The organism is Pseudomonas sp. GW101-3H06, from assembly GCF_059424605.1.
On sequence record NZ_JBWKZO010000001.1, the window covers coordinates 611,451 to 627,701 of the forward strand.

The following is a 16,251-nucleotide window of genomic DNA, read 5'->3' on the forward strand; positions in this document are numbered from 1 at the left end:
TTGGCCGGTTAGTCGAGTTTGGCGGCGGGCGGTACCAACGGCGGTTGCCTGTCATCGTTGAGTGGCACAATGGTTTTCGCTTCCGGTTCGATGGGTACCATTTTGTATTCCTGGCCATGGAGATTTTTGAGGTAGACCTCCATCTGCCGGAACGAGATGTTGATGTGCTGCTTCTTGAACTCGCGGTTAATGAAGCGGTTAACTTCATCCAGTACCGGGTTACGGTCGCCGAGGTCACGTACATGCATGCGCAGTTCGTGATCGAGGGTGCTTTCACCGAAGTTCAGGAAATACACGTGCGGCTCCGGTTCCTTGAGCACTCGTGGGTTTTCCCGCGCGGCCTTGAGTAGCAGTTCCTTCACCAGGTCCAGGTCCGAGCCGTAATCGACCCCAAGTTTGAGCGTCACCCGGGTGATGGTGTCGGTCAGGGACCAGTTGATCAGTTGTCCGGTGATGAACGTCTTGTTCGGAACAATGATGTCCTTGCGGTCGAAGTCGGTGATGGTCGTGGCGCGGATGCGGATCTTGCTGACTGTGCCCGACAGGTTGCCGATGGTGATGGTGTCGCCGATCCGCACCGGGCGCTCGAACAGAATCATGATGCCGGAGATGAAGTTGGCGAAGATCTCCTGCATGCCGAAACCGAGGCCTACCGACAACGCCGCTACCAGCCACTGCAATTTGTCCCAGCTGACGCCGAGGGTCGACAGGGTCGAGACAAAGCCGACGCCGGCGATCACGTAGGACAGCAGCGTGGTGGTGGCGTAGGCGCTGCCCTGGGCCAGGTTCAGCTTCGACAGGACGAAGACTTCCAGCAGACCCGGCAGGTTGCGCGCCAGGGCGAAGGTGATGCCGATGATGATCAGGGCGCCGAGCATGTCGCCGATGCTGATCGGCACCATGCTCATGTTGGCGCCGGTGCCGCTGGTGTATTCGTAGAGGGTGATGTTGTCCAGGTACGAGAACACCGTGATCAGGTCGGCCCAGACCCAGTACAGCAAAGCCATGAAGCCACCAAGCAGGGCCAGGCGGATCAGGCGCAGGGACTGTTCGTTGACCTTCTCGATGTCCAGGGTCGGTTCTTCGATCACCGCTTCACCGTCGCCGGCCTCTTTCGCTGCCTGACGTTTGGTCAGGGCTCGCTGGTAGGCGAGGCGACGTGCTGCCACGCTGAGACCGCGCACGAAGGTGGCTTCGATCACCAGCCAGAACATCAGCAGGTACAGGGTGTTGATCAACCGGTCACTGAGTTTCAGCGCGGTGTAGTAGTAACCGAAGCACACTGCCACGAACAAAGCGATCGGCAAGGCGGTGAACATGATGGCCACGGCCTTGCGGAACAGTGATGCGTTCTCGTGGGTCGGGCTGCTCCAGAGCAGTCGGCTGAGCAACCAAGTCATCAAGGCGTAGCAGATGAGCACCACCGGCATGCCCATCACGTCGTCGGCGAGCGCCGCCGGTTGCAGTTCGGCAACTGCGACCACTGCGACCAGTGCCATCACCACCATGCCGAGCCGGCGGACCCAGCCGCGCAGGAATTCGACCTGGGGCTTCTCCCAGCGGAAATGCAGTTCCGCCACGCCGCCCGGCGCGAGGATCCGATAGGCGGTGTAGAACACCAACCATGCCTGGGCCATTTGCAGCAACGCTGCACCCATGTTGGCGTTTTGCCCGCGAGCGTCGATTTGCAGGGCCAGGCCACACAAGGCCAGGCCCAGCGACACCGGCATCGCCAGCAGAATGTTGATCAGAATCGCCTGCGGCGTATGCCACTGGCTGTCGCGCTTGAAGTGACCGATGTCCTGGTGAACCTTGTTCAGTCGGGCGTACAGGCTCTCGCGGCGCCACAGCAAGGCGCCGATCAACAGTGCCAGAGGCAGGAACAGCAACGGTCGCTGGGTCAGGCCGTCGGTCAATTCACTCAGGCTGGAGGCCAGGGGAAGCGTATCGATCTGACGTTTCAGGCGGTCCGGCACGCTGCGGAACCATTCAGGATCGAGCGGCTTGTTACTGGGAATCCAGAACATCTGCTCATCGAGCGTCGCGCGCAGGCTTTGCGCGGTGCTGAGCAGTTGCTTCTGGTTCAGTTGCAGGGTGATGGATTCGTTGAGTACGGCGCTCAGTTCGCGGTTGAGCCGCTCCAACAGGTCCGCACGGGTGGTGGCCAGCTCCAGCAGGCTCTTGCGCAGCTGCGGGGTAACTTGCTCGGGTGGTTGGGTCGACAGCAGGTTGTCGACGTAGGTGGTCGGGTTGCTGAGCAGCTCCCTTTGCTGGCTGACTTCGAACTGATACAGACGAATGTCGGCGATCTGGTCGGCCAGATCACGGTCGACCCGCAGACGCGGCAAGGCCTGTTTCTGTTTGTAGAGAATCTTGGAGAGCAGCAGGCTGCCCTTGAGTACGTTGATTTGTTCGTCCAGGGCCGAATCGCTCTGGGTCACGCTGTCCAGTTGCTGCTTGGTCTGCAGGTTCTGCTGGGTGACTTCGTTGAGGCGGTCAGTGCTTTTGAGCAAGTAGTCCGAGAGTTTCAGGTTGGCCGCGCTTTCGGTCGCCAGCAGGCTGCTGCCACCGGCCTTTTGCGCTTCGATGGACTGCTGCGTCACCGTCTCCTGGGATTGAGCCAGGCGCTTCTGGTTGATCAGGTTTTGCAGCTCCTGGATTTCCCGATCCAGCCGGTCGGATCGCTCCGACAGCAAATCATGCTGACTATTGCCCAGGTCTTGCAGCTGAGTGTTGCCGGCCAGTTCCTGGCGACGCAGGGGAATCAGGGCGTTGAGTGCCGAGAGTTCAGCATTGAGCTGGTCACGCTGCTCGGCGCTCAAGGTCTTGCCGGCGTCCTTGCCGGCCTTGAGGATATTGTTGATCTGCTGGATGCGCGTCTGGCTGGCGGAAATTTCCGCCTGGGCGCGCTCGGGGCGAGTCTGGGCGGTAATGATCAGGCTGTTGGCTTCGGCCAGTGCCTTTTGCAGATCGCTTTGCTGGGTAGAGCGCTCGGTGAGCATCTGCTCAAGCTGCTGAATCGACTCTTTGGTAAAGCGTTGCGCAACCGGCACCACGTTGCTGGCCTTCAGACGCGTCAGCTCACGCTGGTTCTCGACGGTCTGTTTGGGGGCCGTGGCCAGTTGCTGCTTGAGGTCGCTGAGCTTCTGCTCGTAATCACGCTGGTTGTTGAGCTGCGTCAGCGTGCCTTGCAGGACCGACTGCAGGGCTTTTTGATCGGCCTCCGGCAGTTTGCGGTCGGCGATCTTGTCCAGGCTCGCCTGCACGGTTTCGCGGGTGGGTGACTCGGCGGCTTGCAGCGTGCCGACGGAAAGGCTCAGGCCCAACAGGACCAGGACAAAAAAGGTGCGCAGGCTTGACATAAAGACCGATCAAAAAACAGGACGAAGTATGGAGTTTAGAGGAAGAGTCCAGGACCCGGGCGACTTCCTTCGGGAAATCTGACGCCCACTTTACCGATCTTGTTCCCCTCCATGACCGCTACGGTCCAGATGGTGTTGTTCCATTCCACCTGGTCACCGACTACCGGTGCACCCCCCACTTTCTGGGCAATGAAGTGGCCCAGGGACATGCTTGGATCGATGCCTTCGACCTTCAAGCCGTACAGGGCAGCAACCGCGGCCAACTGGGCATCTCCTTCGAGTACGAAGTCGCCGAAAAAGCGCAAATCGAGGCCTCGTTGCGGTGCCTGGCTGAAGAGTTTTCCAAGGGCTCCCAGATTGTGTTCATGGCCGATTACGCACAATAAATCGTCGACTTCGAGCACCGTACTACCCGACGGATGGAGCAGTTGCTCGCCCCGAAACAGGGCTGCGATACGGGTGCCTTCGGGCATTTTCAGCTCGCGAAGGTGCGAACCGATGCACCATTTTTCGGCGCCGAGGCGATAAACGAACAGCTCCCACTCGCTGGTGACGTGAACTTCGAGGGCCGAACGGGAGATCGGCGCAGGCTCCGGTGGCACCGTCACCTTCAACAGTTTGGCGATCCACGGCAGGCTCGTGCCCTGTACCAGCAGCGACACCAGCACGATAAAGAAAGCGAGGTTGAAATAAAGCTGGGCGTTGGGCAGGCCTGCCATTAATGGGAACACTGCCAGAATGATCGGTACCGCGCCACGCAAGCCTACCCAGGAAATGAACGCTTTTTCGCGGCCATGGAAAGCTTTGAATGGCAATAGGCCGACCAGTACCGACAGCGGCCGGGCAAACAGAATCATCCACAGCGCCAGGCCCAGTGCCGGCAATGCTATCGGCAGCAAGTCGTGGGGCGTGACCAGCAGCCCCAGCACCAGGAACATGCCGATCTGCGCCAGCCAGGCCATGCCGTCGAGCATGTGCAGGATGCCGTGGCGGCTGCGCACCGGCCGGTTGCCGATCACCAGTCCGCACAAATACACCGCCAGGAAGCCGCTGCCATGCAGGGCGTTGGTCAGGGCAAACACCACCAGGCCGCCGGCGATGACCAGAATCGGATACAGGCCGGTGGCCAGGTTGATGCGGTTGACCATTTGCAGCATCAGCCAGCCGCCGCCCAGGCCGATGACGGCACCGATGCCAAACTCGCGCAGCAAGTGGGTCAACAGGCTCCAGTGCAGGCCGGTCTGGCCGCTGGCGAGCATGTCGATCAAGGTCACGGTGAGGAACACCGCCATCGGGTCGTTGCTGCCGGATTCGATTTCCAGGGTTGCGGTCACCCGCTCGTTCAGACCTTTGCCACCCAACAGGGAGAACACCGCAGCGGCGTCGGTTGAGCCAACGATAGCGCCGATCAGCAGGCCTTGAATCATGTTCAGGTCGAACAACCAGGCGGCGGCCATGCCAGTCAGCCCGGTGGTAATCAATACGCCAACCGTTGCCAGCGACAATGCTGGCCACAACGCCACGCGGAAACTCGACACTCGGGTGCGTAAACCGCCATCGAGCAGGATCACCGCCAGTGCAAGGTTGCCGACGAGGTAAGCCGTGGGGTAGTTATTAAAAATGATGCCGCCGCCATCGACCCCGGCGGCCATGCCCACCGCCAGGATGATCACCAGAATCGGGATGCCGAGGCGCGAGGAAAGTGAACTCACCAGAATGCTCGCACCTACCAGCAACGCGCCGATCAAGAACAGGCTGTTGATGGTCGTCGCATTCAAAGGCAGTACTCCGGAAAGCTGAAAGACGGGCACAAACTGACCATGCAGTCTGCGTGCCAGCGATTCTAACCTGTTGAAATGTGATGCTGTCAAAAAGCTTTTTGCAGATTAAAAGAACACAACCTGCTGGTACAGCCGATCCCCTGTGGGAGCTGGCAAGCCAGTTCCCACAGGGGGCGGTGTTGGCGGATTACAGGCTGAACCGCCCAACCATCGTGTTCAGGTCCACTGCCAATCGCGACAGCTCGCTACTGGCCGCACTGGTCTGGTTGGCGCCGGTGGCCGATTGCACCGACAAATCACGAATGTTCACCAGATTGCGGTCCACTTCGCGGGCCACTTGCGCCTGTTCTTCGGCGGCGCTGGCGATGACCAGGTTGCGTTCGTTGATTTCGACGATGGCGCTGTTGATGGTGTCCAGCGACAATCCGGCGCCGCGGGCAATGTTCAGGGTCGATTCGGCGCGCTCGGTGCTGTTGCGCATCGAATCCACCGCGTGCTCGGTGCCGCTCTGGATGCTGCCGATCATGCGTTCGATTTCGCTGGTCGACTGCTGGGTGCGGTGCGCCAGGGCCCGGACCTCGTCCGCTACCACCGCAAAGCCGCGGCCGGCTTCACCGGCGCGCGCCGCTTCGATGGCGGCGTTCAGGGCCAGCAGATTGGTCTGGTCGGCCAGGCCGCGAATTACATCCAGCACTTTGCCGATATCGCGGGATTCATTGGCCAGGTCGCCGATCAGGGTGGCGGTACTTTGCACATCGGCGCTCATGCGCTCGATGGCGCTGACGGTTTCCTGCACCAGATCGCGGCCGTCACCGGCGGAAGTTGTAGCGTTTTTCGATGCTTCGGATGTGCTGACCGCATTGCGCGCGACTTCTTCCACGGCGCTGGTCATCTCGTTGACTGCCGTGGCGGCCTGTTCGATCTCGTTGTTCTGTTGGGTCAGGCCACGGGCGCTTTCATCGGTGACACTGTTGAGCTCTTCGGCGGCAGAAGCCAGCTGAGTGGCGGAGCCGGAAATTCGCTGCAGGGTGTCGCGCAGCTTGTCCTGCATCTTCGACATCGCCAGCAGCAAGCGGCCGGCTTCGTCCTCGCCGTCGACCGTGATCGGGCGTGTCAGATTGCCCTCGGCGATTTGCTCGGCAGCGTTCAGCGCGTTGGCGATCGGTTTGGTGATGCTGTTGGTCAGCAGCCAGGCGAACAGAATCGTCAGGCCAGTGGCGATCACCAACAGGGTAATGACCAGATTGAACGCCGAATCGTATTGATCGGCGGCTTGCTGGTTGGTGTCGAGGGTCTGCTGGGTATTGATCTCCAACAGCTTGCTCAGCACAGCGTTGATCGCTTCGGAGTTGCTCAGCAGATCGGCGTTGAGCAGGCTGCGCAGTTCGTCGACCTGATTATTGCGCGACAGGGTCTTCATCCGGTCTTCGATCTGGCGGTACTGCCCGAGCAGCTGTACGTATTGATCGTAGGCCGCACGTTCCTGCGGGCTGGCGATCAGTTTTTCGTAGGTGGCCTGGGCGGCGCGAATCTGCTGGTTGCGCAATTCCAGCAGCTCGATGGTTTTCTGTTGCACGTCCGGCTCGCGGTTCACCAGCAGGCGATAAGACAGCACGCGCAGGCGAAGCGTCAGTTGAGTGAACTCGTCGAGGCTCTTGATGCTCGGCACGCTACTGACGGTGATGTTCTCGGCGGCACCGCGGATCTTGCTCATCTGGTTCAGGGCAAACACGCCCAGCACCAGCATCAAGCCGCCAATCAAGGCAAAACCGAGGAACGCTCGCGGCGCGATATTCATATTACGAAGGGACATGGTGATTACCGAAAAGAGCGCACCTGAGCGGTGCCGAGGCTGACGTATGAATGACTTATCGGTCATACGACTAAAGTCTTGAGTCCCTGCGCGGTTTTGCCGCATAAGCGCTACGGCGACGAAGTGCAGGAACCAGATCGGCCAATCACAGTCTTTAAAGTTCGCGAGATAGGTCACTCGTCAGGAAAATCAAGGCTTTGCGCCCGTTTAACCCTGGCATCCACGGTGACTTTTCTTTATCGTACGCGCCCTTTGAAAATGCCTGGAAAATCAAAATGTTGGAAGCATCCCTAAGCCAATTGGAACAACTGGTCAGCGACCTGGTACAACAGAACCAGACCCTGCTCGGTACCAACCAAGCCCTGAGCGCCGAACTGGCCCAGGCCAAGGATGAAAACGAAAGCCTGCAACTGAGCCTGATGGAACAGGAAGAGAAACAAGGCGCCACCGCCGCGCGCATTCAGGCTTTGGTTGAGCGCGTCAGCGCTGGGCCTCTAGTCGAATCAGTCAGCGCATGAGTTATGGCGCAGGGGTAAAAGTCGTCTCGATCCTGGGGGAGGACTATTCGATCAAGGCGCCGGCCGGGGAAGAACAGACCCTGCTCGATGCTGCTTTGATGTTGAAGGCTGCCCTGGCCGAGACCAAAAAGAAGTACCCGACCCTGATCGGTGACCGACTGCTGGTGCTGGCCGCCATGAACCTGTGCTCGCAACAGATCGAAATGCAGAAGCAGCACAAACTCGAACTCGACCGTTACCAAGAGCAAGTCAGCGCCACGGTTGAAGTGATCACCAAGACGATCAATCAGGCCTGATCGGCTTTGCGCACAACCAAAGAATAGATTGTCGATCTGGTTGTATACAATCGGCATGGCTGTTGCAGTGTTTCAGCCTCTTATTCTTTGGGGGTGCTCCATGCAGTTCTGGCGACGCAGTATTCAATGGCAGTTGATCCTCAGCATGGGCACCGCCCTGCTGGTCAGTATCCTGATTGTGGTTGGCATTTATACCCTCGTGGTCAATCGCCTCGCCCAGCGCTATTTGGTCGAACAGGCACTGCCGTCGAGCATCGAAGCGATGCGCAACGACATCGAGCGCATCCTCGTCCAGCCCCTCACTGCCGCCAAGGATATCGCCAGTAACAGCATGGTGCGCGACTGGTTGGCCGGGGGTGAAAATCCCGCCCGGACTTCGTCGTTCGTGCAGTATCTCGAAGGTATCCGCGCCGAACACAAGGCTTTTACCGCGTTGATTGTCGGCACAGCCTCAAACCACTATTTCACTGAAAAAGGTCTGGACCGGACCCTGAGCCGTTCCAATCCCAAAGACGCCTGGTTCTATTCGTTCCTCGACAGCAGCCAGCCGCGCACCCTCAACATTGACAACGACACGGCCACGGGAGAGTTGGCGCTGTTCATCGACATCAAGGTCGAACAGGCCGGTAAAGTCGTGGGTGTCGCCGGGCTTGGATTGAGCATGAAAGAGCTGTCCGAGCTGATTCACAATTTCGCCTTCGGAGAGCGCGGCAAGGTCTATCTTGTGCGTTCCGATGGATTGATCCAGGTACATCCCGTGGCGCAATTCAGCGGCAAACGTACCCTGAGCGAACAGATTGGCGAGTCGGCGGCGCAAGCCGTCATGGGGCAACTCTCCACCTCCACTGCATCCGCCACCAGCAGCTTTACCCGCGATGGCGAGGATTATCTGGCGTTGAGCCTGCCGTTGCGGGATCTGGGCTGGACTTTGGTGGCCGAAGTGCCGCAGTCGCAGATCTACGCTGAAGCGCGACGCGCGATGTGGATGAGCAGTGGCATTGGCCTGGCGGTGGCGCTGGTGTGCCTGTTACTCGTGGTGTTGCTGGCCCGTGGGTTGGTGCGGCCGATTCGTCAGGTAACAGCTGCACTGGTAGCCATCGGTAGCGGTGGTGGAGATTTGACTCACCGGTTAGATTCCAGCCGCGCCGATGAGCTGGGCGATCTGGCTCGCGGCTTCAATCGCTTCCTCGATAGTCAACGCGACATGATTGGCGAAGTGCTGACCACCAGCGAACACCTGCGCACGGCCGTCGGTCAGGTGGCCAAGGTGGTGGATAACACTGCCGAGCGTTCCGGGCGTCAGCAGGAAATGACCGACATGGTCGCTACCGCTGTCCACGAAATGGGCCTGACGGTCCAGGAAATTGCGCAAAACGCCGGTAATGCTGCAGTGGCTTCGCAAAACGCCCGAGATGAAGCCATGCAAGCGCGGGAAGTGGTGGGCGGCTCGATTCGCCATATCGAAAGCATGTCCGATGAAATCGGTATCGCTGCCCGCGCCGTGGGTGAGTTGGCCGATCAGGTCGCTTCCATCGATCAGGTGTTGGCGGTGATTCGCGGGATTTCCGAGCAGACCAATCTTCTGGCTTTGAATGCGGCGATCGAAGCGGCGCGGGCCGGGGATATGGGGCGCGGATTTGCGGTGGTTGCCGATGAAGTGCGCACGTTGGCGCGACGTACGCAAACGTCCACCGATGAAATTCAGCAGATGATCGGCAGCCTCAAGCAAGGCGCGGAGAATGCGGTTTCGTCGATGCACACCGGGCAGGCGGCCACCGGAACCGGTGTTGAGTCGAGCCAGCGCACCGGGGCGTCGTTGACTGCGATCACGGGGCAGGTTGAACGCATCAGCGATATGAACCACCAAGTCGCGACGGCGACGGAAGAGCAGTCCGCGGTGACCGAAGAAATCAACCGCAACGTGCAGGGGATTTCCGATCTGGCGCGGGCGACGGCGGGGGAAGTCCGAGCTTGTCGTGAGGATTGCCAGACGTTGCAGCGGTTGGCGGATGATCTGGCGCGGCAGATGGGTGGGTTCAAGTTGAAGTGATGTGTTGCCTGTGCTGGCCTCTTCGCGAGCAGGCTCGCTCCCACAGTTGAGCGTGAACCACTGTGGGAGCGAGCCTGCTCGCGAATGGATTTCAGCGGCGCAACAAGGCTTTGGTCAGAACCACTCATCCTGCATATTCAGGCAGACATCATCCCGCGCCTCAAGAATCGCCAATTCATGGTGGCACCCCGGAATTTCCCAGGTCAGGAAATACCGCGCTGCCTGCAACTTGCCTTTATAAAAGTTCACATCCGCCGCATTGCCCCTGGCCAATCCTTCCTCGGCGCGAATCGCCTGTTCCAGCCAGCGCCAGCCAATCACCGTGTGGCCAAACACTTTCAGGTACAGCGCCGAATTCGCCAGGCTGCTGTTGACCTTGCCCTGGGCCAGATCGGTCAGCAGGCCGATGGTTACGGTTTGCAGGCGCGCCACCAGTTTCTCCAGCGGTTCACGCAGTGCGGTCAGCGACTCATGGGCCTGGGCGCGCTCGGCGGTGTCGGCGATCAGGCGGGTCAGTTGCTTGAGTCCCGCGCCGCCGTTTTGCGCCAGTTTGCGACCCAGCAGGTCCAGCGACTGAATACCGTGAGTGCCTTCATGGATCGGGTTCAGACGGTTGTCACGGTAGTACTGTTCCACCGGGTATTCGCGGGTATAACCGTGGCCGCCGAGGATCTGGATCGCCAGTTCGTTGGCTTTCAGGCAGAACTCCGATGGCCAGGATTTGACGATCGGCGTCAGCAAATCCAGCAACTCATGGGCTTGTTTGCGCTCGGCTTCGGTCCCGAGGGTAGTGGTGTCGTCGAACAGTCGCGCGGCATACAGCCCCAGGTCGAAAGAGCCTTCTACGTACGCCTTCTGGGTCAGCAGCATGCGCTTGACGTCGGCATGCTGAATGATCGCCACCGGTGCGGTGTTCGGGTCCTTGCTGTCCGGCACACGACCCTGCGGTCGCTCGCGGGCGTACTCCAGCGAATACAGGTAACCGGCATACCCGAGCATCACCGCGCCCATGCCGACGCCGATCCGCGCTTCGTTCATCATCTGGAACATGTAGCTCAAGCCATGGTGCGGCTTGCCCACCAGATAGCCGACACACTCGCCGTTATCGCCGAAATTCAGTGCGGTGGACGTGGTGCCACGCCAGCCCATCTTGTGAAACAGGCCAGCCAGCAACACATCGTTGCGCTTGCCCAGGCTGCCGTCATCGTTGACCAGGAACTTGGGTACGATAAACAGCGAAATACCCTTCACCCCGGCCGGTGCATCCGGCAGTTTGGCCAGGACCATGTGCACGATGTTTTCCGACAACGGGTGATCGCCGCCGGAGATGAAGATCTTGTTGCCCTTGAGTCGATAAGTACCGTCAGACGCAGGCTCGGCGCGGGTACGAATATCCGACAGCGATGAACCCGCGTGCGGTTCGGTGAGGGCCATGGTCCCGAAGAAGCGCCCGTCGATCATCGGTTGCAGGAAACGCCGTTTCTGCTCCTCGGTGCCGAAGCTTTCGATCAGGTTCGCCGCGCCCATGGTCAGGAACGGGTACGAAGTCGATGCCGCATTGGCCGATTGAAAGTGCGCGAAGCAGGCCTGGGAGAGCAGTGTAGGAAGCTGCATACCGCCAACGTCGAAACTGCGCGCGGCGTTAAGGAATCCGGCCTCGAGGAAAGCGTCCACCGCCGGTTTCACTTCCGGAATCAGAATCGCCTGACCGTCCTCATAGCGCGGCTCGTTCTCATCACCCTTGCGGTTGTGCGGGGCGAAGAACTTCTCGGCGATGCTGCGGGCGGTGCCGAGGGCGGCATCGAAAGTCTCGCGATTGTGTTCGGCGAAACGCTCACGCTGGGTCAGGCCCTCGGCATCGAGGACTTCATACAGCTCGAAAGCCAGATTGCGGGAACTGAGCAACGTCTCGGACATGGCGGCTTACCTGTATTGGAGTGCGCCTGAGTCTAAGTCGGGGAATTGAGAGTGGGTAGTAAGATTGATGTGGGTGATGGGCGATTAGAACAGGGAGGCGCACAAAATATTCGCCTCCCGTAAGGTTCTAGCTAAGGATTTTGGGTGTGATACAGAATGGTAAAGGTCCCGTCCCCGTTATTTGTCCAATGTTTTCTGGTGAGCTTTTTAGTTTCTCCATTGGGGAAAGTGATGAGATCTCCGGCTTGGACGTTTAGAGCGTAGTCGCGTGAAGTAATAGGCTCATTCAGTGCTTCGCCTTTAATAGTGTCGAATGTAGTACCGCCTTCATTTTCCATGATCGTTCTCCGTTTTTGGGGATGCCCGAAAACAGCGAAAAGATCCACTCAGGCTCGACTTAAAATACGCCAATGAAAGAGGTTGACTACCTATCAAAAGTGATAGGTTGCTGACAGCGAGGAGGATGGTAGGCTGGGTGCGACGTGATCGTCCCCCAAAAAATGGGGGACGATCATTAGATAGCTATTTAGCCGATTGTCATCAAGCTTGCATTACCACCCGCCGCCGCAGTGTTAACGCTCAATGCCCGCTCGATCACCAGGCGTTCCAGCGCAATGTTGGATTCCCCTTGCGACAGACCCTGCACACCAACAATCGCGCCAGCACGCTTGGCCACCTGCTGGCAGACCGCACGCAACTGATCGGAATGGCCGTGATGCAGAACCGCATCAAATACCACTTCGTCCTTGTTCCAGTCGGAAACCAGCTTGATACGCGCCTGAATGTCCTTCGGCAGGCGTGCGAACAGCACCTTGCTCAGGTCAGTTTCCGGCCATACCGCCGAACCGCCTACCGACAGTACCGCTGCCAGTTGCGTCAGCAGGTCGCCTTCGACTTCTGCCAGGCACAGCACGTGCTCACGCGGCAGGATCGCATAGCTGTTGCGCTCGCCGGTCGGACCCGCCAGGACACGGGTGATACCGCTTTGCGATTGCGCGGCGAACTGCACGCACAACGCGCTCAGGTCCGCGAACTTGTTGCTGTCGGCCCAGGCTTTCAGGGCGGTCAGCGGCTTGCTCATGGCGTCGCGCAGGCGCACATCCGGTGCCACGGCGGCATCGCCGCGAGCGAAGGATTGTTCGATGGCGTCGGTAGGACGGGTCGACAACAGACGGTACAGGTACAGCGGGCCACCCGCCTTAGGACCAGTACCCGACAAGCCTTCGCCCCCGAATGGCTGCACACCGACCACGGCGCCGACGATGTTGCGGTTCACATAGACGTTACCGGCATTGACGGTGTCGATCACCTTGGCGATGGTCTCGTCGATGCGGGTGTGCACGCCCAGGGTCAGGCCGTAGCCGGAAGCGTTGATCTGGCCGATCAGTTGATCGATGTCTTTGCGCTTGTAGCGAACCACGTGCAGCACCGGGCCGAAGATCTCCCGTTGAAGTTCGTCGAAGCTTTCCAGTTCGATCAGCGTCGGCATCACGAAGGTGCCGCGTTTGATTTCTTCGGCGTCGGCGATGGCCACCTGGTACACGCTGCGACCTTTGTCGCGCATGGCCTGGATGTGCTTCTCAATGCCTGCCTTGGCTTCAGCGTCGATCACCGGACCGATGTCCACGGACAGGCGTTCCGGGTTGCCGAGCCGGCTTTCAGCCATCGCGCCCTTGAGCATTTCGATGACGCGGTCGGCGGAATCTTCCTGCAAGCACAGCACGCGCAAGGCCGAGCAACGTTGACCGGCGCTGTCGAAGGCCGAGGATACGACGTCGATGACCACTTGTTCGGTCAGCGCCGAGGAGTCGACGATCATGGCGTTTTGACCGCCGGTTTCGGCGATCAGCGGAATCGGACGGCCCTGGCTATCCAGGCGACCGGCGATGTTGCGCTGCAGCAGGCGCGCCACTTCGGTGGAGCCGGTGAACATCACGCCTTTGACGCGATCGTCGCCGACCAGGCCGGCGCCGACAGTTTCGCCACGGCCCGGTAGCAGTTGCAGCACACCCTCCGGAATCCCGGCTTCGAGCAGCAGGCGCACAGCCTGAGCAGCGACCAGTGGAGTCTGTTCGGCAGGCTTGGCCAGCACCGGGTTACCGGCGGCCAGTGCGGCGGCCACCTGGCCACTGAAGATCGCCAGCGGGAAGTTCCACGGGCTGATGCACACCACCGGACCCAATGGGCGATGGGCGTCATTGGTGAAATCGTTGCGTGCCTGCACTGCGTAGTAACGCAGGAAGTCCACGGCCTCGCGCACTTCAGCGATGGCGTTGGCGAAGGTCTTGCCGGCTTCACGAGCCAGCAGGCCCATCAGCGGCTGGATCTCGGCTTCCATCAGGTCGGCGGCGCGTTCCAGGATCGCGGCGCGTTCGGCCGGCGGGGTGGCCTGCCAGATCGGTGCGGCGTTCAGGGCGCATTGGATGGCGTTGTCGACGTCGTCGACCGTGGCTTCCTGTACGTGACCGACCACGTCGCGCAGGTCGGACGGGTTCAGGACCGGTGCCGGTGCTTCGTTGCTGGAAGCGCAACCGAGCATCGGCGCGGCTTTCCAGTGATTGTGTGCGGTGGCCAACAGGGCACAGGACAGCGAGGCCAGACGATGTTCGTTGGCCATGTCGATGCCGCTGGAGTTGGCACGCTCGGAACCGTACAGGTCACGCGGCAACGGGATGCGCGGGTGCGGCAGGCCGAAACCGCCTTCCAGCGTCGCCATTTGCTCGATGCTGGCTACCGGATCGGCGACCAGTTCCTGGATCGAAATAGACTGGTCGGCGATGCGGTTGACGAACGAAGTGTTCGCGCCGTTTTCCAGCAGACGACGCACCAGATAGGCCAGCAGGGTTTCGTGGGTGCCGACCGGAGCGTACACGCGGCACGGACGGTTCAGCTTACCTTCGGAAACCTTGCCTACGACCTGTTCGTACAGGGGTTCACCCATGCCGTGCAGGCACTGGAACTCGTACTGGCCCGGGTAATAATTCTGACCGGCGATGTGATAGATAGCTGACAGGGTGTGGGCGTTGTGCGTGGCGAACTGCGGGTAGATGACTTCCGGCACCGACAGCAGTTTGCGTGCGCAAGCGATGTAGGAAACGTCGGTGTACACCTTGCGGGTGTAGACCGGGTAGCCTTCCAGGCCTTCAACCTGGGCGCGCTTGATTTCGCTGTCCCAGTAAGCGCCTTTCACCAGGCGGATCATCAGGCGATGGCGGCTGCGGCGAGCCAGGTCGATCACGTAGTCGATCACGTACGGGCAACGCTTCTGGTAAGCCTGGATCACGAAGCCGATGCCGTTCCAGCCGGTCAGTTGCGGCTCGAAGCACAGGCGCTCAAGCAGGTCCAGCGACAACTCGAGGCGGTCGGCTTCTTCGGCGTCGATGTTCAGGCCGATGTCGTACTGCTTGGCCAGCAAGGTCAGCGACAGCAGGCGTGGGTACAGCTCGTCCATCACGCGCTCGTACTGCGCGCGGCTGTAACGCGGGTGCAGTGCCGACAGCTTGATGGAGATGCCCGGGCCTTCATAAATCCCACGACCGTGGGAGGCTTTGCCGATCGAGTGGATGGCTTGCTCGTACGAGGCCAGGTACTTCTGCGCGTCATGTTCGGTCAGTGCGGCTTCACCGAGCATGTCGTAGGAATAGCGGAAGCCCTTGGCTTCGAACTTGCTGGCGTTGGCCAGGGCTTCGGCGATGGTTTCGCCGGTGACGAACTGCTCGCCCATCAGGCGCATGGCCATGTCGACGCCCTTGCGGATCATCGGTTCGCCGCTCTTGCCGATGATGCGGCTCAGGGAGGAAGTCAGGCCGGCTTCGTTGTGGGTGGAGACCAGCTTGCCAGTCAGCAGCAGACCCCAGGTGGCGGCGTTGACGAACAGCGACGGGCTGTTGCCCAGGTGTGGCTGCCAGTTACCGGTGCTGATCTTGTCGCGAATCAGTGCGTCGCGGGTACCTTTGTCCGGGATACGCAACAGCGCTTCGGCCAGGCACATCAGCGCCACGCCTTCCTGGGACGACAGGGAAAACTCCTGCAGCAGCCCCTGAACAATGCCTGCGCGACCGCCAGCACTCTTCTGATTGCGCAGTTTTTCGGCAATCGAGGCGGCGAGTTTGTTGGTGGCTTCGGCCATCGGCGCCGGCAGACGCGCCTGCTCGATCAGCATCGGCACCACTTCGGGTTCCGGGCGACGGTAAGCGGCGGTGATCGATGCGCGCAGCACCGATTGCGGCAGGATGCTTTCGGCGAATTCAAGGAAGCACTGGTGTGCGTGATCGACATGGACTTCGCCCGCGTCGTCAGCGTCCCTGGTGGTCAAACCGTTCAGCTCGGTCAGGGTTGCACCACCCTCGAGTTTTTCCAGGTAATTGAAAATTGCCTGCTTGATCAGCCAGTGCGGCGTGCGATCAATCGAGGTCGCGGCCGCCTTGAGGCGTTCGCGGGTCGGGTCGTCAAGTTTGACCCCAAGGGTGGTGGTAGCCATGTTTTTATCCTCATGTTTGCCACGACTGCGTGGC

General features: G+C 60.2%; 9 protein-coding genes and 2 pseudogenes. 4 read left to right on the forward strand and 7 right to left on the reverse strand.

The annotated features are described in order from the left end of the window. Window positions 1-8: 8 nt before the first annotated feature. The 4 genes and pseudogenes from mscK to AC07ZE_RS02865 all read right to left on the reverse strand — a co-directional run. Complete coding sequence (gene mscK, locus AC07ZE_RS02850) at window positions 9-3,362, reverse strand: mechanosensitive channel MscK (RefSeq protein WP_207261047.1); 3,354 nt, start codon at window positions 3,360-3,362, stop codon at window positions 9-11. A gap of 35 nt (window positions 3,363-3,397) precedes the next feature. Beyond that, the gene (locus tag AC07ZE_RS02855; protein WP_207261049.1) at window positions 3,398-5,140 is read right to left on the reverse strand and encodes a potassium/proton antiporter; all 1,743 of its coding nucleotides are present in this window, start codon (window positions 5,138-5,140) and stop codon (window positions 3,398-3,400) included. Between the two features lie 190 nt (window positions 5,141-5,330). Then, complete coding sequence (locus AC07ZE_RS02860; RefSeq protein WP_372242162.1) at window positions 5,331-6,203, reverse strand: methyl-accepting chemotaxis protein; 873 nt, start codon at window positions 6,201-6,203, stop codon at window positions 5,331-5,333. Further along, window positions 6,186-7,061: pseudogene (locus AC07ZE_RS02865) on the reverse strand (MCP four helix bundle domain-containing protein); the annotation flags it as partial. The gene AC07ZE_RS02860 and the pseudogene AC07ZE_RS02865, both read right to left, overlap by 18 nt. A gap of 170 nt (window positions 7,062-7,231) precedes the next feature. Here AC07ZE_RS02865 and AC07ZE_RS02870 point away from each other — a divergent pair. The 4 genes and pseudogenes from AC07ZE_RS02870 to AC07ZE_RS02885 all read left to right on the forward strand — a co-directional run bounded on the left by AC07ZE_RS02870 (window position 7,232) and on the right by AC07ZE_RS02885 (window position 9,820). Continuing rightward, window positions 7,232-7,474, forward strand: coding sequence for a hypothetical protein (locus AC07ZE_RS02870; protein ID WP_207261053.1), 243 nt, complete (start codon window positions 7,232-7,234; stop codon window positions 7,472-7,474). Next, a complete protein-coding gene (locus tag AC07ZE_RS02875) occupies window positions 7,471-7,770 on the forward strand; it encodes a cell division protein ZapA (RefSeq protein ID WP_095192202.1) in 300 nt (99 codons plus the stop codon). Before AC07ZE_RS02870 ends, AC07ZE_RS02875 begins: the two co-directional genes overlap by 4 nt. A 145-nt stretch (window positions 7,771-7,915) precedes the next feature. Then, window positions 7,916-8,956 (forward strand): annotated as a pseudogene (locus tag AC07ZE_RS02880) (HAMP domain-containing protein); the annotation flags it as partial. A 132-nt stretch (window positions 8,957-9,088) separates the two neighbouring features. Then, the gene (locus AC07ZE_RS02885) at window positions 9,089-9,820 is read left to right on the forward strand and encodes a methyl-accepting chemotaxis protein (RefSeq protein WP_404940883.1); all 732 of its coding nucleotides are present in this window, start codon (window positions 9,089-9,091) and stop codon (window positions 9,818-9,820) included. A 114-nt stretch (window positions 9,821-9,934) separates the two neighbouring features. Here the strand turns inward: AC07ZE_RS02885 and AC07ZE_RS02890 are convergent, their stop codons facing one another. From AC07ZE_RS02890 to putA, 3 genes are all read right to left on the reverse strand, one after another. Continuing rightward, window positions 9,935-11,737, reverse strand: a complete 1,803-nt coding sequence (locus AC07ZE_RS02890; protein WP_207261058.1) for an acyl-CoA dehydrogenase — start codon at window positions 11,735-11,737, stop codon at window positions 9,935-9,937. Between the two features lie 131 nt (window positions 11,738-11,868). Next, the gene (locus AC07ZE_RS02895; protein WP_207261060.1) at window positions 11,869-12,075 is read right to left on the reverse strand and encodes a hypothetical protein; all 207 of its coding nucleotides are present in this window, start codon (window positions 12,073-12,075) and stop codon (window positions 11,869-11,871) included. Window positions 12,076-12,263: 188 nt separating this feature from the next. Continuing rightward, window positions 12,264-16,217 (reverse strand): trifunctional transcriptional regulator/proline dehydrogenase/L-glutamate gamma-semialdehyde dehydrogenase, encoded by a 3,954-nt coding sequence (putA, locus tag AC07ZE_RS02900; RefSeq protein ID WP_207261069.1) that lies wholly within the window; start codon window positions 16,215-16,217, stop codon window positions 12,264-12,266. Window positions 16,218-16,251: the final 34 nt, after the last annotated feature.